This is a genomic window from Pseudomonas gingeri, from assembly GCF_013386165.1.
Classification (GTDB): Bacteria; Pseudomonadota; Gammaproteobacteria; order Pseudomonadales; family Pseudomonadaceae; genus Aquipseudomonas; species Aquipseudomonas gingeri_C.
On sequence record NZ_JACAOS010000003.1, the window covers coordinates 1,068,469 to 1,094,483 of the forward strand.

Below are 26,015 nucleotides of genomic sequence, written 5' to 3' on the forward strand. Positions count from 1 at the left end.
CAGGAAACGTCCCATGAAGAAGTCGCCTCTTGCTTTGTTGTTGGCCCTTGGCCTGTTCCACGCACCGCTTTCGGCTTTCGCGGCCACCGCGCCGTTGGATCTGGTGGGCCCGGTGTCCGACTACAAGATCTATGTAACCGCAGAGATCGATGATCTGGTCAGCAAGACCCAGCAGTTCACCGACGCCGTGAAGAAAGGCGACCTGGCCACCGCCAAGAAGCTCTACGCCACGACTCGCGTGCATTACGAGAAGATCGAGCCGATCGCCGAGCTGTTCAATGACCTGGACGGCGCCATCGATTCGCGCGTCAATGACCACGAAAAAGGCGTGAAGGCTGAAGACTTCACCGGTTTCCACCGGATCGAATACACCCTGTTCTCGGAAAACACCACCGACGGCCTGGGCGCCCTGGCTGACGGCCTGAACAAGGACGTCAAGGACCTGCAAACCCGCGTTGCCGGCCTGACCTTCCCACCTGAGAAAGTCGTCGGCGGTGCTGCTGCACTGTTGGAAGAAGTGGCGGCCACCAAGATCTCCGGTGAAGAAGACCGTTACAGCCACACCGACCTGTATGACTTCCAGGGCAACATCGACGGCGCGAAGAAAATCGTCGACCTGTTCCGTCCGCAGATCGAGAAGCAGGACAAGGCTTTTGTCGCCAAGGTGGACAAGAACTTCGCCGCCGTGGACAAGATCCTGGCCAAGTACAAGACCAAGGATGGCGGTTTCGAAACCTATGACAAGGTCAAGGAAGCTGACCGCAAGGCCCTGGTGGGTCCAGTCACTACCCTGGCTGAAGACCTGTCGACCCTGCGTGGCAAGCTGGGCCTGAACTAAGGCCTGTGGTTATCCTGGGCGGATTTTTTCGCCTGGGATGACCTCATCGCGAGCAAGCTTGCTCCTACAATGTCCCGGTTGAACGCACAATAGCGAACGACTCGATACCGTAGGAGCATGTTCGCGATAAACGATAACGCAGTACCCCCTGCTACCCCCCGCCTTACAACATTCGATACAACAACCGCTCGATCCGCACCCGACTGACCCGCCGCAGGAACTTGCCCACCGCTTCCGGATAGTCCATCAGGGTCTCCAGGCTCTTGAAGCTGTCGATCCGCTGGGTGTTTTCCATGATCAGGGCCAACTCCTTCGCCCGCACCTCGCACAACTCGCGACGTGGATCATCGATCAGCAAGGCATTTTCCAGATCCAGGCGGAACGCCCGTGGATTGAGGTTGTTCCCCGTCAGCAAGGTATAACGCTCGTCGACCCACATGCCCTTGAGATGGTAGGTGTTATCGCCGTCACGCCACAGGTGCAGGTTCAGTTGCCCGCTGTCGATCACCGCCTGGTGACGCTTGGCGAAGCGCCGCAGGCTGATCTCGTAGAGATAGGGCAAGGCGGCGATCACCTTGAACGGCTGGCTCGGTGGTATGTAGAAGTCGTTGGCGGTCTTGTCGCCGACGATGATGTCGATCTTTACCCCACGCTCCAGGGCCCGGTTGAGCTCCCGGGTCACCGCCAGCGGCATGTTGAAATACGGCGTGCAGATCGTCAGTTGCTGCTGGCTGGAGGCGATCAGTTCGCAGACCAGGCGGTTCAGCGGGTTGTTCTTGCCCAGGCCCATCACCGGACTGACCGACAGGCCGAAGGTCGGCTCGCTGCCGGCCGTGGTGTCATAACCGGCCTTCTTCAAGCGGCTGCGCAGATCACCGATGTCGCCCCGCAGGCTGCGGGTAGTGGGCAGCTCCGGCAGATCAAGACGGCGCACCGCGCGGGAGGCCAGCAACTCGTCGCGTATCAGCCCCTGCATCGAGTCGGCCAGGGCCGCGTTGTGCAACAGGTGGTAACGGTCGAAGCGGTATTTGTCGAACTTGTGCAGGTAGACGTTGTTCAGGCTGGCGCCGCTGTAGATCACGCAATCGTCGATCACGAAACCCTTGAGGTGGAGCACGCCGAACAGCTCGCGGGTCTGCACCGGCACGCCGTAGATCGGCACTTCAGTGCTGTGGTCGCGGGTTTGCGCCTGGTACCAGGCGCTGTTGCCTGGCTGCTTGCCCGCACCGATCAGGCCGCGCTGGGCCCGTAGCCAGTCGACGACAACAACGATCTCCAGTTGCGGATGGGCCGATTTGGCCGCATGCAAGGCATCGAGGATTTCCTGGCCGGCTTCGTCTTCCTGCAGGTACAACGCCACCAGCGTGATGCGCTGCCGGGCAGCGGCGATCTTCTCCAGCAGGCAACGCCGGAATTCGGCGGCCGACGGCAGGACGGTCAAGGCCTCGGCAGCCAAAGGGAAACTGCGCAGTTTGGGCAACAGGGAGCGTTTGAAGAGCGACGGCATAGGGCTCGCTAGGATCGAATGCGAAGGATCGATGAGTCTACACCAAGCGGCGGCCTTGGATGTGCCTTCGTAGAGGGCTTTGCTGCCAACCCGGGCACAGGCTTTGGAATCGTTCCCATAGACAAAAACGAATTCAGTCAAAGCCTTGTAAAGCTCTATAACTCAGCCCATCTAATGGCTCTCTGATATCAATCTCTCCCCCCTTGTACATGAGGAACCCCTATATGCCTCACTCCATGACCATCGCTAAACGCCTGGGACTGGGCTTTGGCCTGGTACTGTCGCTGTTGATTCTGGTGACCCTGATCGGCGTTCACCGGGTGGGTTTGATCGATTCGACCCTGACCAATGTCAGCAACGACAGCACCGTCAAACAGCGCTACGCCATCAATTTCCGTGGCAGCGTACATGACCGCGCCATTGCCATCCGCGACGTGGTGCTCGCTCGCGATGACGGCGCCCTGCAGACTCATCTGCACAACATCGAACGCCTGAACAACGACTACCAGACCTCGGCGCAACCCATGGATGCGATTTTTACCCGCATGGGCGCCTCACCGGATGAACGTCGCCTGTTGGACGCGATCAAGGACAGCGAGCGCAACACCCAGGCCCTCACCGCCCACCTGATCGAACTACGCAAACAGGGCGACCTGGACAAGGCCCAAGCCTTTGTCCTGTCCGATATTTCCCCGGCCTACCGGGAATGGCTGAATCGGATCAATGCCTTTATCGACTGGCAGGAAGCCTCCATCGGTCAGCAACTCGCTGGTGTGCGCGACACCGCCAGCAGCTTCGCCACCCTGATGCTGGTCGCCACCACCATCGCCGTGCTGCTCAGCGTGCTGGTCTCGGTGCTGATCATCCGCAACCTCAAGTCCACCCTGGGCGCCGAACCCGAGACAGTTGCCGAATCGATCCGCCAGCTGGCCAACGGGCAGCTCGACGGCAGCATCGATACCCGTTACCCCGATAGCGTCATGGGCGCACTGAAAACCAGCAACCGACATCTGGCCGAGACCATCACCCAGGTCCGGGCAGTGGCCCACAACCTGATGGGTTCCTCCAGCCAGCTGCTCGCCAGCTCCGACAACAACAGCCAGCAAATGCGCCTGCAAACCGGGGAAACCGAACGCATGGCTGCGGCGGTCAACCAGATGGCGAGCACCGTCAATGAAATTGCCGGCTATGCGCAGAAAGCCGCCCAGGCCAGCAGCGCCGCCGACCTGGCGGTGGAAAGCGGCAAGAACGTGGTGGAAACCACTGCCAGCGACATGCAGCGCCTGGCTCTGGTGCTCGACGATGCCGCTGAATCCGTGGGCCAGGTGGCCCACGACAGCCAAGCGATCGAAAACGTCGTGTCGGTGATCAACTCCATTGCCGAGCGCACCAACCTGCTGGCCCTGAACGCCGCCATCGAGGCCGCCCGCGCCGGTGAAGCCGGACGCGGTTTCGCCGTGGTCGCCGACGAAGTGCGCTCGCTCGCGACCCGTACCCAGGACTCGACCCGAGAAATCCGCGAAATGGTCGGCCAGTTGCAGTCCGGCGCCGACAAGACCGCCGAGATCATGCGCAACAGCCGGGAAATGGCCCAACACACCGTCGAGCAGACCCGCGTCGCGGAAAGCGCCTTGAGCCGGATCCGCCATGAGGTCGGCGCGATCAACGACATGAACGCGCAGATCGCCAGCGCCTCCTCCCAGCAAGGTGTCGCCGCCCAGGAAGTCAGCCAGAACATCAACCGCATCCACCACTCGGCCATGGAAACCGCCGTGGGCTCCAATCAGGTCGCCCTCTCCAGCCGCGAACTGTCGGTACTGGCCGATACCCTCACGCAGAAAGTCAGCTTCTTCAAGGTCTGAGCCGTCACGCCAAGTCTTATCCGATTGCCAGGGAAGGCAGCGTCCCGCTTTTGCGTCATTGCTTCCGCCGGTTTATTCCGACACGTTGATTGACCCTGTATAAGGAGGGAACTACTCTTTTTATGCGCACAACCACGCTGGCCGAACGCCGCAACTCGAAGCGCAAATGAAGGAGTAATGAGTTAAACCATCCGGCTGCATGCCGGAAGATGGGCGTTGTTATGAAGTGCCCCCATGACTGAAACGTTTTCATACGTACAGATGCAGGGGAATACCATGACCAAGCAGACAAAGAACGACTCCAGCACAGGGATGGGCTATGAAATCATCGAATTAGCGCGAGGCGCCGGACCACGGGGAATCGCCCTTAACTCAGACGGTACGCGTGCGTTCGTCTGCAACTTCCCTATCAATACCGTATCAGTGATTAACCTTGTAACCAAGCGTATTATTGCTGATATACCGGTTGGAGCGAACCCCTATTATGCTGCCTATGATCCAAATCGAAATCGCTGCTATATAACGTGCCTCAATACACCTGTCACCGTTTTCGTAATCGATGAACAAAGAGTCATCAAGGAAATCGTGGGAAGTCCCTCGCTCCTTCAGTATAAACGGATGACTGTCGATCCAATCAATAAGCGTCTCTACGTCACCAGGCCATATGCCCTAGAGCAGAATGCAAACATCATTGTCATTGACACCGATACGGACGAGATTATTGCCTCTATTGAAATTGCTTCAGGGCAGTTAGAGTCGAGTATAGCCGTCGACCCTGTCAAGCACCGTGCCTATGTGCCCATCAGTTACAGTAGAGAGAATGCTATAATACAGGCCATCGACACCCAGACATATAAATTCCTTGAGTTGGGTCCCTGGATTTCAGGTGAACCGAGAAATGCTGTATTAAGTCCAGATCGTGATTTATTGTACGTCGCGGGCGCCAGGACCAACACTTCCATTGTGGATACGCAGACCGCAAGCCTGGTGCGCTCCATACATCGCCCAGGTGAAGACATCAATTTGAGCCCCAAGGGTGATCGCGCCTACTTTTCATACTATTACTTTATAAAGGGAGAGAACTGGTGCGCGCTGCACACCGTTGATACCAGTACCGGCGAGCTCATTGGCAACCACCTCATCGCTCGGCATGTTCCGTTTGAAATGGTCCTTTCCCCGGACGGCAAATACGGTTATGCCCCCGGCCGCTCAGGGGAGTCGTCAAGGGTGCTTGTCTTTGACATTTCGAGTTTCTCAACGCCCTGAGGTGACAGTAGCCTGGCACCCGGGTCATCTTCACCTCACTGGCCGAGTTTGCGTGAGCGGATCCCGGGGCCATCCGGCCTAGTTTCAGCAAGACGATTGACAGAGTAGAACGATCGTTCTACCCTCTTTCCCATGAACGAAATCACGCCAAACCAGACCCGCGAAAACCTGCTGGATACCGCCGAGCAGTTGATCTATCAAAGTGGCATCCATGCCACCGGTATCGATCTCCTGGTGCGTACCTCCGGGGTGGCCCGCAAAAGCCTCTACAAGTACTTCGGCACCAAGGACGAACTGACCCTGGAAGCCCTGCGCCGCCGAGATATCCGCTGGATGCAGTGGTATCGCGACGAAGTCGACCAGGCCGCTGGCTCTGGTGAGCGCCTGCTCGCCCTGTTCAGCGTGCTGGGCGGCTGGTTCGCCAGCGAGGGCTTTCGCGGCTGCGCCTTTATCAATACCGCCGGCGAAACCGGAGATCCCCAGGACCCGGTGCGGCAACTGGCCAAGGAACACAAACAGAAGCTGCTCGACTATGTGGTCGAGCTCTGTGAAGCACATGGCATCGCCGATCCCCTGGCCACTGGCAAACAGTTGCTGATCCTGATCGACGGCGCCATTACCGTTGCACTTGTCATGGGCGACCCCGGTGCAGCCGATAATGCGCAATGCATGGCGCGAACGTTATTGGCGCTCTGAGTCGTGCCCCGTATCGCCAATACGCTCGGGATGAGCGATTGACGGGCGGGTCGGCGACCGCTTGACCCAAGCGCGACAACTTGTCTGAACCCTACTCAATTGGAGACATTGCCATGTCATCTGACGCTGAAGCTCGCCCGCCACTTCCCCCGTTCACCCGTGAATCGGCGATCCAGAAGATCCGCCTGGCCGAAGACGGCTGGAACTCCCGTGACCCGGAGCGTGTGTCCCTGGCCTACACCCTGGACACGCAATGGCGTAACCGCGCCGAATTTGCCCACAACCGCGAGGAAGCCAAGGCCTTCCTGAGCCGCAAATGGGCCAAGGAACTGGATTACCGCCTGATCAAGGAACTCTGGGCCTTTACCGACAACCGCATCGCCGTGCGTTATGCCTATGAGTGGCACGACGACTCGGGCAACTGGTTCCGCTCCTACGGCAACGAAAACTGGGAGTTCGACCAGAACGGCCTGATGTCCAACCGCTATGCCTGCATCAACGACATGCCGATCAAGGCTTCGGAGCGCAAGTTCCACTGGCCTCTGGGCCGTCGTCCGGACGATCACCCGAGCCTTTCGGATCTGGGGTTGTAACGCATCGGCCGCTCATTCCCGCCTGCGTGCGGGCCTGAGCACCTTTGCAAAAAATCGCCCGCTGGGCGATTTTTTCTGCAGGCATGAATAAATTCCGAACGCAGGGTGTTCTATTCATAACAGCCATCGAGCGCCTGATCACAGGGCACCGAAAATAAATTTCAGCCGCCGTGAATAAAACCTGTCCCTTTAGCGTTTACTACCCTGCAGATACCGGAGCATTACCGATGAGCATTCGTACCAGCACCATCGCGATTCCTTTTCTGATTGCCAGTTGCCTGGCCGCAACGCTGTTGAGCGCGCCGGCATTCGCCTCGGGCGAAAAAACCGAATCGATGCCACCCGTCTGCCCCAAAGGACAGATGTGGGACAAAGCCAAGAAAGCTTGCGTTCCCTATGTCAGCAGCCTGACGCCGGATGAAGACCGCACCGACTATGCCTATCGCCTGGCCAAGGACGGGCAATACCAGGCCGCCCTGGACCTGCTCGACACCCTCAAGCAGCCCAACACCGCCAAGGCCCTGAACTATCGCGGCTACGCCACGCGTAAACTGGGGCGTACCGACGAAGGCATCGGCTACTACCTGCAAGCCGTGGAGCTGGACCCGAACTACGCCCAGGTACGCGAATACCTGGGTGAAGCCTACGTGATCAAGGGCCGCGTCGATCTGGCCCAGGTGCAGTTGCAGACCATCAAGTCGCTGTGCGGCACCGGTTGCGAAGAATATGAAGACCTGGCCAACGCCATCGCGCACCCGATCCCGAGCTGATCACCGTTAAAGGGCGGAGGTTGTCATCGCCAGCGACAAGGAAATACGCACCGAGATGAGTCAGCACCTGCCGCGCCTGTGGCGTTACGCGCTGGTGCTGTCCCGCCAACGCCATGTCGCCGAAGACCTGGTGCAGGCGACCTGTGTCCGCGCCCTAGAGCGAGGCGATCAGTTCGTCTCGGGCACGCGCATGGACCGCTGGTTGCTGAGCATCCTGCATTCGATCTGGCTCAATGAGGTGCGCTCGCAAAAGGTTCGTCGAGGCCAGGGCCTGGTGGATGCCGACGAGACCCTGAGCTTCGACGGCGAGCAGGTGGTGCAGACCCATGTCCTTGCCTCCCAGGTGATCAAGCGTGTCGACGCCCTGCCCGACGCCCAGCGTGAAACGGTGTTTCTGGCCTATGTCGAAGGTCTGTCCTACAAGGAAGTGGCCCAGGTTCTCGAAGTACCTATCGGTACGGTCATGAGCCGGCTGGCTGCCGCACGGGGGAAACTGGCGGAGCATCCGCCGTTGCGCACCGTGCCCAGCTCAAACAGCGGAGAACGGCGATGACTGACCAGCTTTCGCACTACACCCCCACGGATGAACAGCTGGTGGCCTTTCTCGACGACGAAATGGACGCCGAGGAACGCAACCTGATCGAAGCCGCCCTGGCCCGTGACGAAGCCGTGGCCGAGCGCCTTGAGTGGCTGATGCGCAGTGAGCTGCCCTTCCAGGAAGCCTATGACGAACTGCTCGAACAGGCCCCTCAGGCTCGACTCGAAGCCATGCTGCGAGCACTGCCGAGCGAAAAAACCACGGCACCGATGAGCCGTCGCGGTTTCCTCGCCGTGGCCGCCAGTTTCATGGTCGCGGGGATCGCCGCGGACCGGCTGTTCCAGGTCTGGCAGACGCCCGCACCGTCGAGCGAAATCAGCTGGCGAGGACTGGTGGCCGACTACATGGTCCTCTACACCGCGCAGACCCTGGAGAACCTGCCCGGCGACGACGCCACTCATCGGGCCCAGTTGCAAAGCATCCAGCAACACCTGGGCCTGGCGCTTGACCCTGCCCAGGTGCAACTGCCGGTCGCGGAGCTCAAACGCGCGCAGATGCTCGAGTACGAACATATACCGATTGCCCAGATCAACTATCTGGATCCCCGGAGCGGACCGTTGGCGTTGTGTATCACCCACTCGAAAACCGGGACCAAGGCCCTGGCCCAGGAAGTGCGACATGGCATGAACGTGGTGTTCTGGTCCGGGCCGACCTATGCCTATATGTTGATCGGGCACAATCCGGTGGCTGAGCTGAACGATATGGCCGGGTTGCTCCAGCAGCGTTTCGCCAGTTGAAAGCCGTCCCTGTATGAGGGACCGGTCGACGCTCGATTGCTCGCGATGGCGCCCGTAATGACGCAGCAGGGCTCAAGGCCCTCATCGCGAGCAAGCTCGCTCCTACAGGGACGGTGGCGGCGCCCTGGCCAATGACGTACCCACCTCTCTGTAGACCACTTACATGCCGGAGCGCCGCCACCGGCCAGCAAGAGAGCTAGAATTTTCTTGCCCGAATCCAATTTCCAAGGAGGTCCCATGTCCCCGTCCCAATCCCTGCCGCCACTGAACGACCCGCGTTGCGCCCTGGTCGTGATCGATATGCAGAATGACTTCATCCCCGGCGGCCAACTGGCGGTCCAGGGTGGTGACGAGATCGTGCCGCTGATCAACCGCCTGGGAGCCCGCTTTCGCAACGTGGTGATCGCCCAGGACTGGCATCCCGCTGGCCATGTCTCATTCGCCAGCAGCCATCCCGGCCATGCGCCCTTCGACAGCGTGCAACTGCCCTATGGCCCGCAGACCCTGTGGCCGGACCACTGCGTGCAAGGCAGCCACGGCGCGCAGTTGCATGCCGAGCTGGATCTGCCCCATGCACAACTGATCGTGCGCAAGGGCTGCAACCGCGATATCGACAGTTATTCGGCCTTCGTCGAAGCCGACCGACGTACGCCCACCGGCCTTTCCGGTTATCTGAAGGAACGGGGTATCGACACGGTCTATCTGGTCGGTCTGGCGCTGGACTACTGCGTCGCCTGGTCGGCCCTGGATGCCCGGGCGGCAGGTTTCAATACCGTGCTGATTGTCGACGCCTGCCGGGCGATAGATCTGGAGGGTTCCCTGCAACGAGCGCTGAACGAGATGGAAGCCGCCGGGGTGAAACTCATCGACTCGATGGCGCTGGCGGCTTGAACACGGCGGCAAGAGACCCTGGGATCTCTTGCCGCCCCATCAGGGTCAGCTCGCGGTGCCAGGCCCCGGTGGTTGATTGACCTGCTGCACCACCGCATACACGCTCAAATCACTGAGCGTGACCTGCGCCAGCGTCTCGGCCGGTAGCGCCAACAAGGCCTGATGCGCCCCGTGCTTCAAGCGCGCGAAGAACAGCCGTTTACCTTCGCTGGGGAAACGCACGATAAAGTCCTGCAGGGCTTCCAGGCTGGTGCCGTCCAGGTCCGGCGATTCCTCCAGGCTGAGGATCAGCGAATGCACGGCATCGCCTTGCTCGTGAACCCGCCGCGAGACGCTACCCAGGATGCGTTCGGCATTGGCGAAGAACAACGGCTCCCCCGGACGTACGATCAGCACCCCGGGCACCTCACGTGCCTGGGGATGCAGTTGGCAGTCGACGAAATCATGACCCTCGGCAATATGCCCGAGCACCTGGATCGACGCCGAGGACATTTGCCGCAACATCAGCATCAGGCTGATCGCCACCGCCGCCAGCAAACCGTCCAGCACCCCGAGCAGCAGCACCGCAGCCACTGCGCAGATCGCCAGGACCCGGTCCCGGCGCCAGACAAAATAACGCTGCAAGGGCTCCAGGCTCAGGGCCCGGGTCAAGGCATGGATGACGATGGCCGCCAGTACCGGTTCCGGCGTCAGGGCGATCAGCGGCAACAAGGTCAGTACGATCACCAGCACCACCAGCGCCGCCACCACGCCGGCCAACCGTGAGGTTGCACCAGCCGCTTCATTGGCCGAAGTCGCCGAGTAGCCGGCCCCGGCGGGCATGCCATGGAACAGGCCGGACAACAGGTTGGCGCCACCCAGCACCAGCAGGTCGCGGTTGGAGCTCACCCGATCACCATGCTTGAGGGCAAAGGCGCTGATGGAGCCGTAGGACTCGGCATAGAGAATCATCACCATGGCAAAGCCCAGTTCCACCAGCTTCAGCCACTCGGAGAACGCCAGGCGCGGCAGCGACGGCACCGCCAGTTGCAGATCGATCACGCCGATCAGATTGACCCCATAGCCGGGCAGGTCCAGCCATTTGCCAGCGGCGACGCCAAGCATCACCACCAGCAAGCCGCCCGGCAAACGCCGGAAGCGGCCCAGTACCGAGAGCAGCACCAGGGCGACCACCGCCACCGCGACACCGGCCCAGTTCCAGCTCGGCAACTGGCTGAGCAATTCGGGCACGAAGCGGATCAGGTCGCCGTGGGCGGGACTCACATGGACGATGCTTGCGACCTGCTTGAGGATGATGGTCACCGCCAGACCAAAGGCAAAACCACGCAGTACCGGCTTGGCAATAAAGGCGGTGACGCTGCCCAGCTTGAACAAGCCGGCGAGCAGGAACATCAGGCCGGTGATCATCACCAGGCCGATGGCCATGGTCAGGCGCAACGCCATGTCGGGACCGGCCACCGAGACCGTGGCCGCCGCCAGCACCGCGGCCGACGACGAGGTTGCCGAGACGATGGCATAGCGGCTGGTGCCGAACAGGCCGTAGCACAGCAGACCGGCAAAAAGCGCGATGACCCCGGCCTGGGGCGGCACGTTGGCGATGCTCGAATAGGCCACCGCTTCAGGCAATAACAGACCGGCGATCGACAGCCCGGCAATCAAATCCGCCCAGCCGCGTTTGGACTGGGCCACCGGCGTCGGGGTAGGTACTACGGACGACTCAGGCATCGATCGGACCACTCCAACCCGGCAGATAACGCGCCGCCTGGCTGCGGGCCAGCTTGAGGGCGGCCGCCTGCACCTGCTCGCTCGAGCCGCCGAGTTCGGCGACGGCGAGGCGTGTGCGGAAGAAGTCGGCCCAGAGGAACTCGCTGAAAGGCGTGACATCCTTGGCAAAACCACCGGCCCGGCGCAAGGCACCCGCCAGACTGCGGTAGGGATCATCCTGCAGGTCGCTGATAGAGCCGGGCACTTTGTCGTAACCGCGGCGAATGCCCTTGGCATCGTAGGGATGGACCCACTGATGGAAATCCATGATGGTCCAGAAACTCGCGGGCTCGACGAACGAGAGGTCCTTGAGCACCAGCAGCGAGACCTTCTTCACTTCTTCCTGTATCAGCGCCAGGCCGAAGTGATGATGATCGACAATGTAGTGCCGCCCTTCAGGTCCGAGGACACAGGGAAACCAGTGATTATCGAGGGCGGCTTCGCGTTCCTTGCGCTTGAGGGTCTGCCATTGGGCTTGCTTGAGGGCGACCTCTTGCAGGCCGACGGTGACTTGGGTGGGGTGCAGTTTTGCAAGCTTTGCGCTGATCAATTGCGGGCGAGCACGAGCCATTGAGCATCTCCAGGCAGACCAGTCCGAACCTTGGACTGATCGCAAGCTTAGCCCTGAATGGCCTGTAGGCGCGAGCAATCGAGCGTCGACCGGCGGCTCCTAGCAAGAGCCGCGCGCGTGGTATCAGGCTTTTGCGCCGAGCTTCCAGACCCGAGCGATATCCCCCGCTCGTGCACTCAGCAGGCGCGGCGCGTCACGGCAGGCCTGCTCCAGGCTCATGGGCCCGGACGCCAGGGCAAACGCCGCATCGACCCCGTGGGCATACATCTGCTCATAACCTTCGCCGAGGGTGCCGGCCAGCACGATCACCGGCACGCCCTGCTCCTGGGCAATCCGCGCCACGCCGAACGGCGTCTTGCCGCGCAGGGTCTGGGCATCGAAGCGACCTTCGCCGGTAATCACCAGGTCGGCACCGCACACCGCATCGGCCAGCCCCACCAATTCCGCCACCACCTCAACGCCGGGACGAAAGCGCGCGCCCAGGAACGCCTTGGCGGCAAAGCCCAAGCCGCCCGCCGCGCCGCTGCCCGGTTCGTCACGCACGTCCTGGCCCAGTACCTGCGCACACAGATCGGCAAAATGCCCGAGGGCAGCATCCAGTTCACGCACCTGGGTCGGCGTCGCGCCTTTCTGCGGGCCGAAGATCGCCGAAGCGCCCTGCTCGCCGCACAAGGGGTTGTTCACGTCGGCGGCGATCTCGAAACGCACCTGGTCGATCCGTGGGTCCATTCCTTCGACGGTCACCCGCGCGACACCGGCCAAAGCCAGGCCACCGGCTTGCACCACCTGTCCCTGGGCATCGAACAGCCCCACGCCGAGGGCCTGCAAGGCACCGGCACCGGCGTCGTTGGTGGCGCTGCCGCCAATCGCCAGGATAATCCGTTGCGCACCGGCATCCAGGGCCGCGCGGATCAACTCGCCGGTACCGAAGGTGCTGGTGATGCAGGCATCGCGTTGCTCGCTCGGGACCAGTTGCAAGCCACTGGCCTCGGCCATCTCGATAATCGCCGTGGCGCTTGCCTGCAACCAGCCCCAATGCGCGTCCACCGGCTGCCCCAGGGGACCGCGTACCCGTTGCTGGCGCAACTCGCCATTGCACGCCGCCAGCACCGAAGCCACAGTCCCCTCGCCGCCGTCGGCCATCGGGCATTCAATCAACTGCGCCTCGGGCAGCACCTTGGCCAGGCCTTCGGCAATCGCCCGGGCCACACCTTCGGCACTGAGGCTGTCCTTGAACGAGTCGGGGGCGATGATGATTTTCATGGGGACGATCTCCAGTTCTTGTGACGCCCATGCTGCCAGTTGGAACAGGGAATGACGCCAGTCTGCTGCACAAGCCCGAACGGGGCTTTTTGTTCAATCCTACAAACCGCCCCCCATGACCGGTGATTCGCTGTGCGGCAACAATTGCACCCCGAGGTACAACGCCAGCATCCCGTCCAGGCGCAGCGGGTCGACCCCGCTGATCTCGGCAATCCGTTCCATCCGGTAGCGCAGGCTGTTGCGGTGAATCCCCAATGCCTCGGCACAGCCCTGGCTCTGCCCATCATGCTCGCACCAACTGCGCAGGGTCGCGAGCAACTGGCCGTTGCCGTCCTTGGCGATCACCTTGCGCAATGGTTTGAGCAACTCTTCCAGTGCATCGTCGCTGCGATGCCGCCAGAGCATCACCGGCAAGCGATAACGATTGAGGAGCAACAGGCGGCTTTGGGGCAAGACATCCCGGCCATAGGCGAGCAAATCGCTGACCCGCCGATAACAACGGCGCAGGCCCTGCAAGCCGTCAGCCTGCCCGCCCACCGCGACCCGGGCGACTTTCCAACCGAGGCTGTCGAGCTTTTCCAGCAGGCGCTGATCGTCCAGGATCACCGTCGAGGGTCGGCACCACAGCAGCGAGGCGGTCGAAGCACTGACACACCAACTGTCGGGATAACGCGACTGCAACCAGGCCATCAGTGCTTCGGCACTCTGCCCCGGGTCCAGCTCGAACAGGTAGGGAATCCGCGACAACTGCGGTTTGAGCCCCATCTGCCGGGCCTCGTCGATCAAGCGCGGCGAATCGCCCTCATCACTGAGCAACAACGCCAGCAGGTCATCGCAACGCTGGCGCCGCCATTGCTGCTCGGCCTGCTGATGACGCTGGCCCACCAGCATTTCGGCGGTCATGCGCACCAGCTCGGCATAAGTACGTAACTGCTCCGGCTCGCCGGTAATGCCCAGCACGCCAATCAGCCGTTCATCATGCATCAGCGGCAGGTTGATGCCCGGCTGCACGCCCTTCAGGCACTTGGCCGCCTGCTCGTCGATCACCACCACCCTGCCATTGGCCAACACCAACTGCGCGCCTTCGTGACGGGTATTGATCCGCTCCGGCTCGCCACTGCCGAGGATCAGGCCCTGGCTGTCCATGACATTGACGTTGTACGGCAGAATGGCCATCGTACGGTCGACGATATCCTGTGCCAGGTCATGGTCCAGTTCGAACATAGCGGTAGGGTCCTTGGTTCAGGTGGATCGGTGTTTGTTCAGCAGCACAGGGTACACCGACAAACCCTGTGCAATGGCACAAAGACAGCAACGCTGGGGTGACCGAGACTCACAGGGCGATCAAGTTACCCTTGCCTCGCAAAAAATCATAATAAAGAGAGACCGCCATGTCACAGAGCGCCGCGATATCCCAGGCCACCGCTGACTTGAAAGACACCGTATACAAGCGCATCACCCTGCGCCTGATCCCCTTCATCTTCATCTGCTACCTGTTCAACTACCTCGACCGGGTCAATGTTGGATTTGCCAAGCTGCAGATGCTCGACGCATTGAAATTCAGCGAAACCATCTACGGCCTCGGTGCCGGGATTTTCTTTATCGGCTATGTGCTGTGCGGCGTGCCGAGCAACCTGGCGCTGAGTCGCTTCGGTCCACGGCGCTGGATCGCCTTGATGATGATCACTTGGGGGGCGCTCTCGACCTGCCTGCTGTTCGTCAGCACACCGACCCAGTTCTATACCGTGCGCCTGTTCACCGGGGCCGCCGAAGCCGGCTTCTTCCCTGGTGTGGTGCTGTACCTCTCGCAGTGGTTCCCGAGCTTTCGCCGCGGACGGATCATGGCCCTGTTCATGTCGGCGATCCCGGTCTCGGGCCTGCTCGGCAGCCCTTTCTCCGGCTGGATCCTCAACCACTTTGCCGCTGGCCAAGGCGGCCTTGCCGGCTGGCAGTGGATGTTCCTGTTGCAGGGCATCCCGACCATCGCCCTGGGCATCGCGGCGTTTTTCCTGCTGGCGGATAAATTCGCCAACGCCAAGTGGCTGACCGCCGAGGAACGCACAGTGCTCGAAGCCGACCAGGCCGAGGATGCCGCCAACAAACCGAAGGCCGTCAGCGACTCGCTGGGTGAAGTGTTCAAGAACCCGGCCATCTGGGCCTTCGGCCTGATCTACTTCTGCATCCAGAGCGGCGTCTACGCCATCAACTTCTGGCTGCCGTCGATCATCAAGAACCTCGGTTTCAGCGATAACCTGGTGATCGGCTGGCTCAGTGCGATTCCCTATCTGCTGGCGGCGGTGTTCATGTTGCTGGTGGGGCGCTCCGCCGACTTGCGCAAGGAGCGCCGTTGGCACCTGGTGGTACCGATGCTGATGGGCGCCATCGGCCTGTTGATCGCGGTCAACTTCGCCACCACGCCAGCCATCGCGATTCTCGGCCTGACGATTGCCACCATGGGCGCCCTCACCGGCCTGCCGATGTTCTGGCCGGTGCCCACCGCCTTGCTCAGCGCAGGCGCCGCAGCCGGTGGTCTGGCGCTGATCAACTCCATGGGCCAGATGGCCGGCTTTCTCAGCCCCTATCTGGTGGGTTGGGTCAAGGATGCCAGCGGTTCCACCGATGCCGCCCTGTATGTGCTGGCGGCAGTGATTGTCGCTGGCAGCCTGTTGGCCCTGCGCATGACCCGCTCATTGCGCGCGGTATAAAGCAGCGGCAATAAAAAGCCCGGGGACCGACATCGCTGTCGCTCCTCGGGCGCGCCTCCCCCCATCAATACAATCAGGCGGTAGCATTCACACTTTGAGTCGTGGAAGTCATGGCTTTCTTGCTGTGCTTCTTGTGGTGTTTTTTCTTCTTGGTCGCCAACTGCATACCGGCCTTCTCGGAAGTGACCTTCTGGGTCTGAGTCGTCGGCGCGACCTGCGCTTGCGCCATCACCATCGGGACGACGCCCGCCTGGGCAACGACGATCGCCATGGCCAGCGCTTTAAGACGTTTCGAATTAAGCATCATCTCTCTCCATATTGAACGGGGTTATGTCCTGATGGCCTTACGACTGTACCCGCCGGACAAGCGGGCCTCTTGGCTATATATGACTTTAGTTCGAGCTGTCATAACAACCTGTCAGAATTGACAGTTCCGACAAACGGTCAATCGTTGAGATTGTTGTGCCATATCTCTGTTGGATGTCGGAATAGATGAAATTTTTGTGCAATGTTCCATAACTTGGCTGTCGGATATCAGCGAGCCAATTGAGAGATTGCTCAACGGCAGCGTTCTGGTATCTGATAAGCACCTTCTCTTACGTGCAAAAGGATGCTGTCCATGAGTTATCGCACCCTCGGCCATTCCGGACTGCAAGTCAGCGCATTGACACTGGGCAGCATGATGTTCGGTGAGCAGACCGACACCGAAACCTCCCTGCGCATCATCGACAAGGCCTGGGACCAGGGCATCAACTTTATCGACACTGCGGACATCTACACCGGCGGGCGCTCCGAAGAAATCGTCGGCGAAGCGATTGCCCGCAACCGCCATGAGTGGATCCTTGCGACCAAGGCCGGTATAGGCCCGGTGGATGGCAAGCCGAACCGTAGCGGCCTGAGCCGCAAGCATCTGTTCAATGCCATCGAAGCCAGCCTCGGGCGCCTGGGCACTGACTACCTGGACATCTACTACCTGCACCGTGAAGACCACAACACTCCGCTGGAAATCACGATATCGGCCATCGGCGACCTGCTGCGCCAGGGCAAGATCCGCCATTGGGGTCTGTCCAACTATCGTGGCTGGCGGATTGCCGAAGTGATCCGCGTGGCCGAGCGCATGGGGGTGGACAAGCCGGTCATCAGCCAGCCGCTGTACAACATCGTCAACCGCCAGGCCGAGACCGAGCAGATCGCCGCCGCTGCTGCCTACGGCCTGGGTGTGGTGCCCTACAGCCCACTGGCCCGTGGCGTGCTCAGCGGCAAATACGCCCCGGATGTCACGCCGGATGCCAACAGCCGGGCCGGACGCCAGGACAAGCGCATCCTCGAGACCGAATGGCGGGTGGAATCATTGCGCATTGCCCAGCAGTTGCAGGCCTACACCCAGCAGCGCGGCATCGGCCTGGTGGAGTTCGCGATTGCCTGGGTCCTGAACAATACGGCGGTCAGCTCGGCGATTGTCGGCCCGCGCACCGAAGAACAATGGGACAGCTACACCAAGGCACTGACGGTGAAGATCAGCGCCGAGGACGAAGCCTTTGTCGACTCGCTGGTGAGTCCGGGGCATGCGTCTACCCCAGGTTTCAACGATGTCAGCCACTATGTCTCCGGGCGCGTGCCACGGGCCCTTTGACCCCGATCAACGCGATCCCTGCAGGAGCCAGCTTGCTGGCGATGAACGATAACGCGGTGCACCTGATGCACCGCTATCGCTGGCAAGCCAGCTCCTAGATAGGGCTTCAGCCCGTCTGCAGGGGAAAACGATCCAGGGCCGCCTGCTGGAAATAACGGGCCTCTTCCACCGGCCTGGAAAGAAAGTAGCCTTGCGCTTCGTCACAACCGAAGTGCTTGAGTATTTCCAGGCAGCCGAAGCTTTCCACCCCCTCGGCCACCGTGCGATAGCCCAGGTCGCGAGCCACGCCGATGATCGACTTGGCCACCCGCTGATGCTGGGCGCTGTGCTCCAGGTCGAAAATCATCGACTGGTCGAGCTTGAGGATATTGGCCGGGATCTTGTGCAGATAAGAGAAGTTGCTGTAGCCGGTGCCGAAGTCGTCGATGGCCACATCAACGCCCATGTTTCTCAACTGCTGAAGCTGCTCGATCACCCCGGCGCTGGAGCGCAGCCACTCGCCCTCGGTGATTTCAACTTCAAGCATCGCCGGATCGACCCCCTGAGCCACACAGCACTGGGCAATCACATCGGCCACATTGCGCCCGTAAAAATCCCGGGATGACAGGTTCAGGGATATTTTCTTGTCCTGGGCATAACCCGTGCTGGCGATCAGCATCACGACCCGCTCGATCACCCAATCCGTCACCGAATGGATCAGCGAGCTCTTCTCGACAATCGGAATGAACTCCGCTGGCGAGATAAAGCCATGCAGCCGATGATTCCAGCGAATCAGTGCCTCGGCACTGACATGCCCACCATCGCTCAAGGAGAAGCGCGGCTGATAGACCAGGAACACGTCGTTGGACTTCAAGGCCGGCGTGATATCCGGCAGCAGGCTGAACAGGCGGCGAAAAGCCACATCGTCCTGATGGTTGTAATAGGCGTAAGGCTGGGCTTTCTGGCGAGCGCTCTCCAGGGCGAACAGGGCCTTGCGCAACAGCTCCCGAGCCGTTTCCGCGCCGCCCTCGAACTCCAGCAGCCCGGCACAGACCGTAGGCACCATCGGCAGATTTTCACTGATGGGCGCCCGACGCAGCCAATCCACCAGCCGCGGTAAAAAGCCCCGCGCTTCGTTGGCGTCCATCTGCATGGTGAAGGCAAAGCCCTTGACCATCACGTGATAGATCTTGATCCCGGTGCCGATAAATGCCTGGATCCGCGAGGCCATATCCCGCAGGACCGCTTCAAAGGGCAACATGCCCTCCGCCACCGTCAGGCGATGGGCCCAATCGGTGTCCAGGGCATCGACCGTCACCAGCACCCGCTTGCGCGTTTCGCCGGTCTGGATCAAGCCCTGCAGATCGGAGAGGAATTGCGTGCGGTTGGACAAGCCGCTGACCGCGTCCACACGCTTGAGCAGGTGCTGGCGCTCGATCAGTTGCATGATCAGCGCGGCGAAATCTTCCAGGGCCGCGTGGTCGTCCGGGGTCAGGCTGTGGGAAACCGTATCGAGGATACAGACGCTGCCAATGGCGTAGCCGCCGTCGGTGCGCAAGGGCGCACCGGCATAAAACGTCAGGGCATCGCTGCCCTTGACCAGGGGAAAATCGGCAAAGCGCGGGTCCAGACAGGCGTTGTCGACCACAAAGACGCCGTTTTGACGGATGGTATGAGCACAGAACGACAGTTCCAGCTCCGGTGCGTCCTGACCGGAAAAACCAGTAGTGGCCAGGAACCACTGACGATCCTGGTCGATCAGGCTGACAATCGCCACCGGCGCCTTAAAGCGCGAGGCGACCAACCGGCAGATCCGCTCGAAACCCTCTTCGCGGGCCACGTCCATCAGATCGAAGGCATGCAGGGCGGCCAGCCGCTCCTCTTCTTCGCGATCACGTAACAACATCTGCTCAACTGTCGTGAGTTTTTTCATCCGCACCCGTTGTCGTCAATCAGATTCATTCCGCCGGCCATGGGTAGATGGCCTTTTGCCGCTAATCATTACGCGGGCACCGAATAATATCCAGATATATAAGACCGGCGTCTGACAGAACGCTCACGAAGCTTGCAGGAGCCGACAATCGCGCATCGACCGACCACTCCTACAGGGTTACAGGCGACCTTCTTCGCGCAAACGTCGGCCAATCCGCAAGATCTCGGCCTCGCCCTGGGCCAGTGCCGTGGCGCTACTATGCACCGAGTAGTTGCCCAGCACCAGTTCGTGGGGATGCTTGCGCGCGGAGCCGAGCACAAAGAGGGTTTCACCCCGGGCCACCAACTCGATCGCCTCCTCGCCCTCCTCGAAGATCGCCAATTCACCTTCACCCAGCGGCTTACCGGCGGCTCCGGCATGAAGCTCGCCGATATCCACCGCCAGCCAACCGACGGTGTGACCGGCCGGTGGCGTGTAGGTCCAACGCTCACCGTCTTTCAAGCGCACGGCCAGGTAGTTCATCGGCGCGGGAGCGGCAATCAGGCTTTGGGCCGCGCCATAACGCCCCAACAGCACCCGCGCCGGTCCTTCCTGCGGCACCTGTGTCGGAGCCAGGTATTGGCTGAGGGCCGGAGCATTCTCAGCGGCCGCCGGTAATGCCACCCAGAGCTGAAAACCGCGCACGTGCTTGACCTCGGGGGCGATTGAGCCGGTATGCCAGACACCGTTACCCGCCTGCATCCACTCGACCCCGCCGGCCAGCAGGCTGCCTTGCTTACCGGTGCTGTCCTCATAGAAAAATGAGCCTTCGCTCAAATAGCTCAAGGTGGCGATGCCGGAATGCGGGTGCATACCGAACCCCGGCTGGCCGGCCCGAGCCTGGAAGCGGTCGAGAAAGACGAACGGCTTGAGCCACTCGCCCAGGTCGCCGGGGCTCACCAGACGGGTAATCGACCCATGGCTGCTGCCATGGGTTCGGTGAATAATCGCGCGCGGCTTCGGGGCGCGGGCATTGGCGGTGCTGACCGTCATGGGAATGCTCCTGAAAAATGATCGGATAAATCCCGGCAGGGCAATCAACACAGACGCGGTCCCGGGTCACGTGGGACGCAGTATGGAACGCCCGTTATTACTGGACTAGATGGCATAATTGGATTTTACTCATCCATTTATACGAGTAATTCAAGCATGCTCGACCTGAATGAAATCGCCATGTTCGTCCAGGTGGTGCGCTACGGTAGTTTTGCAGAGGCGGCCCGGCGCCTGGGCGTACCGGCCAATACCCTGAGCCGACGTATCCAGCAGCTCGAAGACCGGCTCGGCACGCGGTTGATGCAACGCTCCACCCGCAAACTGACGCTGACCGGCGCCGGTCATGCGTTCCATAACCGTTGTGCCGGGGCCGTCGACGGCCTGCTCGACGCCAGCCATGATCTGCAAGGTGGCAGCCAGGTTCCCAGCGGCCTGGTGCGCGTGGCGGCAACGGCCGACTTCTTCGAATTTTTCCCCATGGACTGGGTCGCAGAATTTCTCGCCCGTTACCCGCAGGTCAAAGTCGACTTCGTCCTCAGCGATGCCAAGGCCGACCTGATCGCCGAACAGATTGATGTGGCCTTTCGCGCAGGCCCCCTGCGCGATTCGGCGTTTGTCGGGCGCCAACTGCTGGGGCCGCGCAGCGACGGCCTGGTGGCCAGCCCCGCCTATCTCGCGGCGCGTGGCACGCCGCTGACGTTGCAGGAGCTGGTTCAACACGACTGCATCAGCGCTCCACACCCCAGCGGCCACACCACCTGGCGTCTGAGCAATACCGCTGGCGGCGAAGAAGAAGTACAGGTCAGCGGCCGTTTCAGCGCCAACACCGCCCAATCGTTGCGCAAGGCCGCCCTCGCGGGCCTGGGCATCGTCCTGTTGCCACCGACCATGGCCCGCCTCGACGTCCAGGCCGGTTCGCTGGTGCCGGTGCTGCCCGATTACCAACGCAAGAGCCAGGGCATGAACGTGCTCTACCCGAGCCGGCGTCAATTGCCACTGGCGGTGTCGACGTTTATCGAAACGTTCATGGACAAGCTCCATGGCCCGGATGGATGGCCCAAGCCCGTCCTCGACCCTGAGTAACCGGGCATCAAGCCAGCCGTGGCCGAATTTTCGCAGGCATAAAAAAACACCCACTGACCGGTCGCAAGAGCGGGCAATGGGTGTTCTTCGGTTCACTGAGCCCCGCCGAAGCGAGGCCAGGTTTTACAGCGCCATGTCAGCCGCTGGAGTGCCTTCAGCTTTTGGCTTGTCGCCCGCAGGTGCTGCAGGTGCAGCGGCGGTCTGACCGATCACCGGAGGCTTGGTCAGTTGCAGGATTTCAGCGGTGTAGTTCCACTCTTTCTGGACCGCTTCAGGACTGCCGTTCAGCTTGGTGCCGTAGCTTGGCACGATCTGGTGCAGCTTTTCCTGCCAGGCAGGCGTCGCGACCTGGTCCTTGAAGACCCGTTCCAGAATGGTCAGCATGATCGGCGCGGCGGTGGAAGCACCCGGCGATGCGCCCAGCAGGCCGGCGATGCTGTTGTCCTTGGCGGTGACCACCTCGGTGCCGAGTTTCAGGACGCCGCCCTTCTCTTCGTCACGCTTGATGATCTGCACGCGCTGACCGGCTTGCCACAGGCGCCAGTCTTCTTTCTTCGCTTCAGGGAAGTACTCTTTCAGCGCGTTGAAGCGGTCGTCATCCGACATCATCAACTGACCGGCCAGGTACTCGACCAGTGGGTACTGCTCGATCCCGACGCGGGTCATCGGCCAGACGTTGTGGGTGGTGGTGCTGGTCAGCAGGTCAAAGTACGAACCGTTCTTCAGGAACTTGGTGGAGAAGGTCGCGAATGGGCCAAACAGGATTACGCGCTTGCCGTCCAGGACACGGGTGTCCAGGTGCGGAACCGACATGGGTGGCGCGCCGGTCGAAGCAATACCGTAGGCCTTGGCCATATGCTTGAGGGCAATGTCCTGGTTATCGGTGACCAGGAACGAACCGCCTACCGGGAAGGCGGCATAGTCGTTGGCTTCAGGGATACCGGATTTCTGCAGCAGGTGCAGCGCACCGCCACCAGCACCGATAAACACGAACTTGGCGTCGGCTGCGGTTTCGCTGCCGTCTTTCAGGTTCTTGTAGGTGACACGCCAGGTGCCATCTTCATTGCGCTTGATGTCCTCGACTTCACTGGACAACTTCAGCGTGAAGTTCGGCTGGGCTTGCAGGTGAGCGACGTACTGGCGGGTGATCTCGCCGAAGTTCACGTCGGTACCGATTGGGGTCCAGGTGGCCGCGATCTTCTGCTTCGGATCACGCCCTTCCATCATCAGCGGGACCCACTTCTTGATCTGTTCCTGATCTTCGGTGTACTGCATGCCGCTGAACAGCGGGCTGGTCTGCAGCGCCGCGTAGCGATCCTTGAGGAACTTGACGTTGTCGTCACCCCACATGAAGCTCATGTGCGGCGTCGAGTTGATGAACGAGTGCGGGTTCTTCAGCACGCCCTGACGGACCTGCCAGGAGAGGAACTGGCGGGTGATCTGGAACGACTCGTTGATCTCGATCGCCTTGGAGATATCGATCTTGCCGTTCTTGTCGTACGGGGTGTAGTTCGACTCGGCCAGGGCCGAGTGACCGGTACCGGCGTTGTTCCAGCCATTGGAGCTTTCTTCGGCGACGCCATCGAGGCGCTCGACCATTTCCATCGACCAGTCCGGCTGCAACTCGTTGAGCCAGATCCCCAGGGTCGAACTCATGATGCCCCCGCCGATGAGCAGCACATCGACTTTTTTGGTCTCGGCCGCGTGTACAGACATCGCGCCCATCGACACTGCCAGCCCCAGCAGCGCTGTGTTCAGTTTCTTCAACATTCGGTAATACCTAGGATAGGTAGACATACAAGGCCCATGAAAACCACCGGCCTCACGTTCATGTCCCTCCTGCGCTGACTTTTTATTAGTCATTGGCTTCAGCTACGTTGGGTGACACTTGTTTTGTTTGCCTTTGATCGGACCCGGCCAATAAGCAGAATGGGTCAGCCCATTCAACCCAGCCCGTCAGGCTTTTTTCTCGACTCCTTCGACGTCCGGTCACCTCGGATAGGCACGCTAGACGCTTCCGTGCTGCGACATAATACCTCAGCTACGTGACTTGATGAAAACGACTCGCCTTTACACCGAAAAAACCTACCAAGATTGTAGGATAAGCTGACTGTCGTTCAAGTGCTCCTGCCGTAGGAAATCCGGCATCATGGGAGCAGTCCGTTCCAGGGAGATGCCCATGCGTTTCATACCATCGCTTATCGGTCTGGCCACATTGACGCTGGGCCCGGTTTTCGCGGCCAGTGCTGCCTCCACCGATCAGGTGCAACTGGTCGACTCGATCAACCACTACCGCAACCAGGTGCAGCGCTGCGGGAGCCAGGCATCGCTGGAACTGCCACCCCTGGCCGCCGACCCACGCCTGGTGCTGCCCATCGACAGCCCTGGCGACTTGCAACAGGCGTTGAGCGCCAAGGCCTATCCGATGGTCACCGTCCAGGCGATCAGCCTGTCGGGGCCACGCGACGCGGCGGCGGCGATGCAAGCGGTGCAGGAAAGTTTCTGCCAGGTGGTGCTGAACCCGCAGTTCGTCGATATCGGCGTCAACCGTGAAGGACGCGAGTGGCGCATCGTGCTGGCGCGGCCGCTGCTGAGCGCGCGCCTCGGTGACTGGCAGGCCGAAGGCCAGAAGCTGCTTGAGCAGATCAACAGCGTCCGCACGCAAGCCCATCAATGCGCTGGCCAGGCGTTTGCCGCGACCACGCCCCTGGCCTGGAACGCCGTGCTGGCCAGCGCGGCTGAAAGCCACAGCCGGAACATGGCCAACAACAACTTCTTCGACCACAAGGACCGCGACGGGCTCATGCCCGGTGATCGGGCTGAGCTGGCGGGCTACAACGGCCAGCTGATCGGCGAGAATATCGCCGCCGGGCAAGACACCGTGCGCAAGGTGGTCGACGGCTGGCTGGCCAGCCCCGGCCACTGCGCCAACCTGATGAATCCCCGGTTCCGCGAGCTGGGCGCGGCCTATGTGGTGGATCCGAAGAGTGATTCGGGGATCTACTGGACCGCGATGTTCGGCACCCCGTAAATAGCCGGGGATTAGCCCGCTTCACCCAGCCGTTCCAGGACAAAAGCCCTGACGTGGCGGGTCATCTGGTCGAGTTGGCGGTCACGTTGTTTCTCGGCATCGGTCATCGCCCGCTTGCCGTGTTGTTGCAGCAGATAGGCATGAATCTGTCGCACCTCGAGGGAGCGATAGATGGGTGCAATATCCAGCACCGCCACCAGGCCGTCGGTGCCGTGATCGCGGGTGTTCATCAATACCTGCGGCCCACGGGCGCCCAGCACCTGGAAACCCAAGGCCTCGAACACCGGCACCTTGCCGACGACGCAAGCCAGCTCGGCATGAGGGTAGCGTTCGAGCATCCGCTGCAGCATCTCCCGCGCAACACCTTGGCGCCGATAGCCTTCGCGTACCGCCATATAAGCCACTGAGCAGGCCTGCGCATCATCCTTGACCGGCAGACACAGCAGGAAACCCACGACCTTCTCGGCATCCTGTGCATCGGTGGCGACGATCAATTCGACGGCCAGGCCCTTGGAGCCGTCCATCGCCTGCATATAGAGATGCACTTCATAACCAACGCCGTACTGATACAGGTTGTAGAGCGGGTTGCTCGGCGCGATGGCCACCTGGCTGACATCGGTGACGTAATCGACAACCATCTGCTGGACCTGGCTGTGGATCGACTCCGGGGGTGGGGTTTCAAACAAGGTGATCGTGAACATCGAACATCGGGCTCCGAGGGTTGAGGCATGCCCTCGGCAGTCAGCAGCAAAGGGCCGGACATGATACCCCGTCTGGCCCAGGTCGGGCGGTTGAGCAACGCCAGGTCACCGATCAATTACCCCGCCCGCCCGCAAACGACCACTCATCCGCCTGGGTCGTGGTGATCACCACCATCACATCCTCCGGATCAATCCCCGGCGCCACCCTCAGGCGCTCCACCAAGCGCCGATAAAAACGCTGTTTCGTATCGGTATCACGGACGCGTCCCGCCGTAATCGCGATCAACACGAAGTCATCGCTGCGAGGTCCGCCCAGGTAGTCGCGATCAAAGATCAGCTCACCCCGCTCATGCTGATGAATAACCTGGAAACGATCAGTGGGCGGCACTTCGAAACACTCCACCAAGGCCTCATGCAGGACCTCGGACAACTGACGAAGGTACTCGGCAGACTTGCCCCGATGCAGGGAAATACGGGCGAAAGGCATACAACCTCCAACAAAACCGTGGATTTGACGGAAGCAGGTTAACCAGCGACGATAGTTCCGAATATCAGATTAGAC

Annotated in this window: 24 protein-coding genes and 1 pseudogene; 14 read left to right on the plus strand and 11 right to left on the minus strand. The window is 61.0% G+C overall.

Features of this window, described 5'->3' with window-relative positions; all coding sequences use genetic code 11:
* Positions 1-13: 13 nt before the first annotated feature.
* The gene (gene efeO / locus HX866_RS09260) at positions 14-838 is read left to right on the plus strand and encodes an iron uptake system protein EfeO (RefSeq protein WP_177101668.1); all 825 of its coding nucleotides are present in this window, start codon (positions 14-16) and stop codon (positions 836-838) included.
* Between the two features lie 163 nt (positions 839-1,001).
* On the opposite strand, the gene pssA is transcribed toward efeO, so the two are convergent.
* Complete coding sequence (gene pssA, locus HX866_RS09265; RefSeq protein WP_177101666.1) at positions 1,002-2,345, minus strand: CDP-diacylglycerol--serine O-phosphatidyltransferase; 1,344 nt, start codon at positions 2,343-2,345, stop codon at positions 1,002-1,004.
* Between the two features lie 236 nt (positions 2,346-2,581).
* Here pssA and HX866_RS34715 point away from each other — a divergent pair.
* From HX866_RS34715 to pncA, 9 genes and pseudogenes are all read left to right on the plus strand, one after another.
* A pseudogene (locus tag HX866_RS34715) lies at positions 2,582-3,079 on the plus strand (MCP four helix bundle domain-containing protein); the annotation flags it as partial.
* Positions 3,080-3,619: 540 nt separating this feature from the next.
* Positions 3,620-4,207, plus strand: coding sequence for a methyl-accepting chemotaxis protein (locus HX866_RS34720; RefSeq protein WP_371319240.1), 588 nt, complete (start codon positions 3,620-3,622; stop codon positions 4,205-4,207).
* 234 nt (positions 4,208-4,441) lie between these two features.
* A complete protein-coding gene (locus tag HX866_RS09275) occupies positions 4,442-5,473 on the plus strand; it encodes a YncE family protein (protein ID WP_177098024.1) in 1,032 nt (343 codons plus the stop codon).
* A gap of 132 nt (positions 5,474-5,605) precedes the next feature.
* Positions 5,606-6,169, plus strand: coding sequence for a TetR/AcrR family transcriptional regulator (locus tag HX866_RS09280; RefSeq protein ID WP_177098025.1), 564 nt, complete (start codon positions 5,606-5,608; stop codon positions 6,167-6,169).
* A gap of 113 nt (positions 6,170-6,282) precedes the next feature.
* Complete coding sequence (locus HX866_RS09285) at positions 6,283-6,762, plus strand: nuclear transport factor 2 family protein (RefSeq protein ID WP_177098026.1); 480 nt, start codon at positions 6,283-6,285, stop codon at positions 6,760-6,762.
* A 227-nt stretch (positions 6,763-6,989) separates the two neighbouring features.
* A complete protein-coding gene (locus HX866_RS09290; protein WP_177098027.1) occupies positions 6,990-7,532 on the plus strand; it encodes a tetratricopeptide repeat protein in 543 nt (180 codons plus the stop codon).
* Positions 7,533-7,587: 55 nt separating this feature from the next.
* Positions 7,588-8,085, plus strand: coding sequence for an RNA polymerase sigma factor (locus HX866_RS09295; RefSeq protein ID WP_177098028.1), 498 nt, complete (start codon positions 7,588-7,590; stop codon positions 8,083-8,085).
* Positions 8,082-8,867, plus strand: coding sequence for an anti-sigma factor family protein (locus HX866_RS09300; RefSeq protein ID WP_177098029.1), 786 nt, complete (start codon positions 8,082-8,084; stop codon positions 8,865-8,867). Before HX866_RS09295 ends, HX866_RS09300 begins: the two co-directional genes overlap by 4 nt.
* A 237-nt stretch (positions 8,868-9,104) precedes the next feature.
* The gene (gene pncA / locus HX866_RS09305) at positions 9,105-9,758 is read left to right on the plus strand and encodes a bifunctional nicotinamidase/pyrazinamidase (protein ID WP_177098030.1); all 654 of its coding nucleotides are present in this window, start codon (positions 9,105-9,107) and stop codon (positions 9,756-9,758) included.
* 45 nt (positions 9,759-9,803) lie between these two features.
* Here the strand turns inward: pncA and HX866_RS09310 are convergent, their stop codons facing one another.
* The 4 genes from HX866_RS09310 to HX866_RS09325 all read right to left on the minus strand — a co-directional run bounded on the left by HX866_RS09310 (position 9,804) and on the right by HX866_RS09325 (position 14,580).
* A complete protein-coding gene (locus tag HX866_RS09310; RefSeq protein WP_177098031.1) occupies positions 9,804-11,483 on the minus strand; it encodes a SulP family inorganic anion transporter in 1,680 nt (559 codons plus the stop codon).
* Positions 11,476-12,093 (minus strand): ParB-like protein, encoded by a 618-nt coding sequence (locus HX866_RS09315; protein WP_177098032.1) that lies wholly within the window; start codon positions 12,091-12,093, stop codon positions 11,476-11,478. The genes HX866_RS09310 and HX866_RS09315 overlap by 8 nt, the downstream gene beginning before the upstream one ends.
* Before the next feature lie 123 nt (positions 12,094-12,216).
* Entirely contained in the window at positions 12,217-13,356 is a 1,140-nt protein-coding gene (locus HX866_RS09320) for a glycerate kinase (RefSeq protein ID WP_177098033.1), read from the minus strand.
* Positions 13,357-13,455: 99 nt separating this feature from the next.
* A complete protein-coding gene (locus HX866_RS09325) occupies positions 13,456-14,580 on the minus strand; it encodes a sugar diacid recognition domain-containing protein (RefSeq protein WP_177098034.1) in 1,125 nt (374 codons plus the stop codon).
* A gap of 167 nt (positions 14,581-14,747) precedes the next feature.
* On the opposite strand from HX866_RS09325, the gene HX866_RS09330 reads away from it, so the two are divergent.
* A complete protein-coding gene (locus HX866_RS09330) occupies positions 14,748-16,061 on the plus strand; it encodes an MFS transporter (RefSeq protein WP_177139159.1) in 1,314 nt (437 codons plus the stop codon).
* Between the two features lie 73 nt (positions 16,062-16,134).
* On the opposite strand, the gene HX866_RS09335 is transcribed toward HX866_RS09330, so the two are convergent.
* Entirely contained in the window at positions 16,135-16,365 is a 231-nt protein-coding gene (locus HX866_RS09335) for a hypothetical protein (RefSeq protein ID WP_177125361.1), read from the minus strand.
* A 315-nt stretch (positions 16,366-16,680) separates the two neighbouring features.
* Here HX866_RS09335 and HX866_RS09340 point away from each other — a divergent pair, with 315 nt between their 5' ends.
* A complete protein-coding gene (locus tag HX866_RS09340; protein ID WP_177101653.1) occupies positions 16,681-17,694 on the plus strand; it encodes an aldo/keto reductase in 1,014 nt (337 codons plus the stop codon).
* A gap of 106 nt (positions 17,695-17,800) precedes the next feature.
* On the opposite strand, the gene HX866_RS09345 is transcribed toward HX866_RS09340, so the two are convergent.
* Both HX866_RS09345 and HX866_RS09350 read right to left on the minus strand, forming a co-directional pair.
* Entirely contained in the window at positions 17,801-19,606 is a 1,806-nt protein-coding gene (locus HX866_RS09345) for a sensor domain-containing phosphodiesterase (protein ID WP_256344860.1), read from the minus strand.
* A gap of 177 nt (positions 19,607-19,783) precedes the next feature.
* Entirely contained in the window at positions 19,784-20,638 is an 855-nt protein-coding gene (locus HX866_RS09350; RefSeq protein ID WP_177098038.1) for a pirin family protein, read from the minus strand.
* Positions 20,639-20,794: 156 nt separating this feature from the next.
* Here HX866_RS09350 and HX866_RS09355 point away from each other — a divergent pair, with 156 nt between their 5' ends.
* Positions 20,795-21,721 carry a LysR family transcriptional regulator gene (locus tag HX866_RS09355; RefSeq protein ID WP_177098039.1) on the plus strand — a complete coding sequence of 309 codons (927 nt, stop codon included), beginning with the start codon at positions 20,795-20,797 and terminating at the stop codon, positions 21,719-21,721.
* Between the two features lie 123 nt (positions 21,722-21,844).
* On the opposite strand, the gene mqo is transcribed toward HX866_RS09355, so the two are convergent.
* Positions 21,845-23,491, minus strand: a complete 1,647-nt coding sequence (mqo, locus tag HX866_RS09360; RefSeq protein WP_177098040.1) for a malate dehydrogenase (quinone) — start codon at positions 23,489-23,491, stop codon at positions 21,845-21,847.
* Positions 23,492-23,900: 409 nt separating this feature from the next.
* On the opposite strand from mqo, the gene HX866_RS09365 reads away from it, so the two are divergent.
* On the plus strand, positions 23,901-24,752 hold the full coding sequence (locus HX866_RS09365; protein ID WP_177098041.1) for a CAP domain-containing protein: 852 nt from the start codon (positions 23,901-23,903) through the stop codon (positions 24,750-24,752).
* 11 nt (positions 24,753-24,763) lie between these two features.
* On the opposite strand, the gene HX866_RS09370 is transcribed toward HX866_RS09365, so the two are convergent.
* Entirely contained in the window at positions 24,764-25,453 is a 690-nt protein-coding gene (locus tag HX866_RS09370; RefSeq protein ID WP_177098042.1) for a GNAT family N-acetyltransferase, read from the minus strand.
* Between the two features lie 112 nt (positions 25,454-25,565).
* A complete protein-coding gene (locus HX866_RS09375; RefSeq protein WP_177098043.1) occupies positions 25,566-25,940 on the minus strand; it encodes a tautomerase family protein in 375 nt (124 codons plus the stop codon).
* Positions 25,941-26,015: the final 75 nt, after the last annotated feature.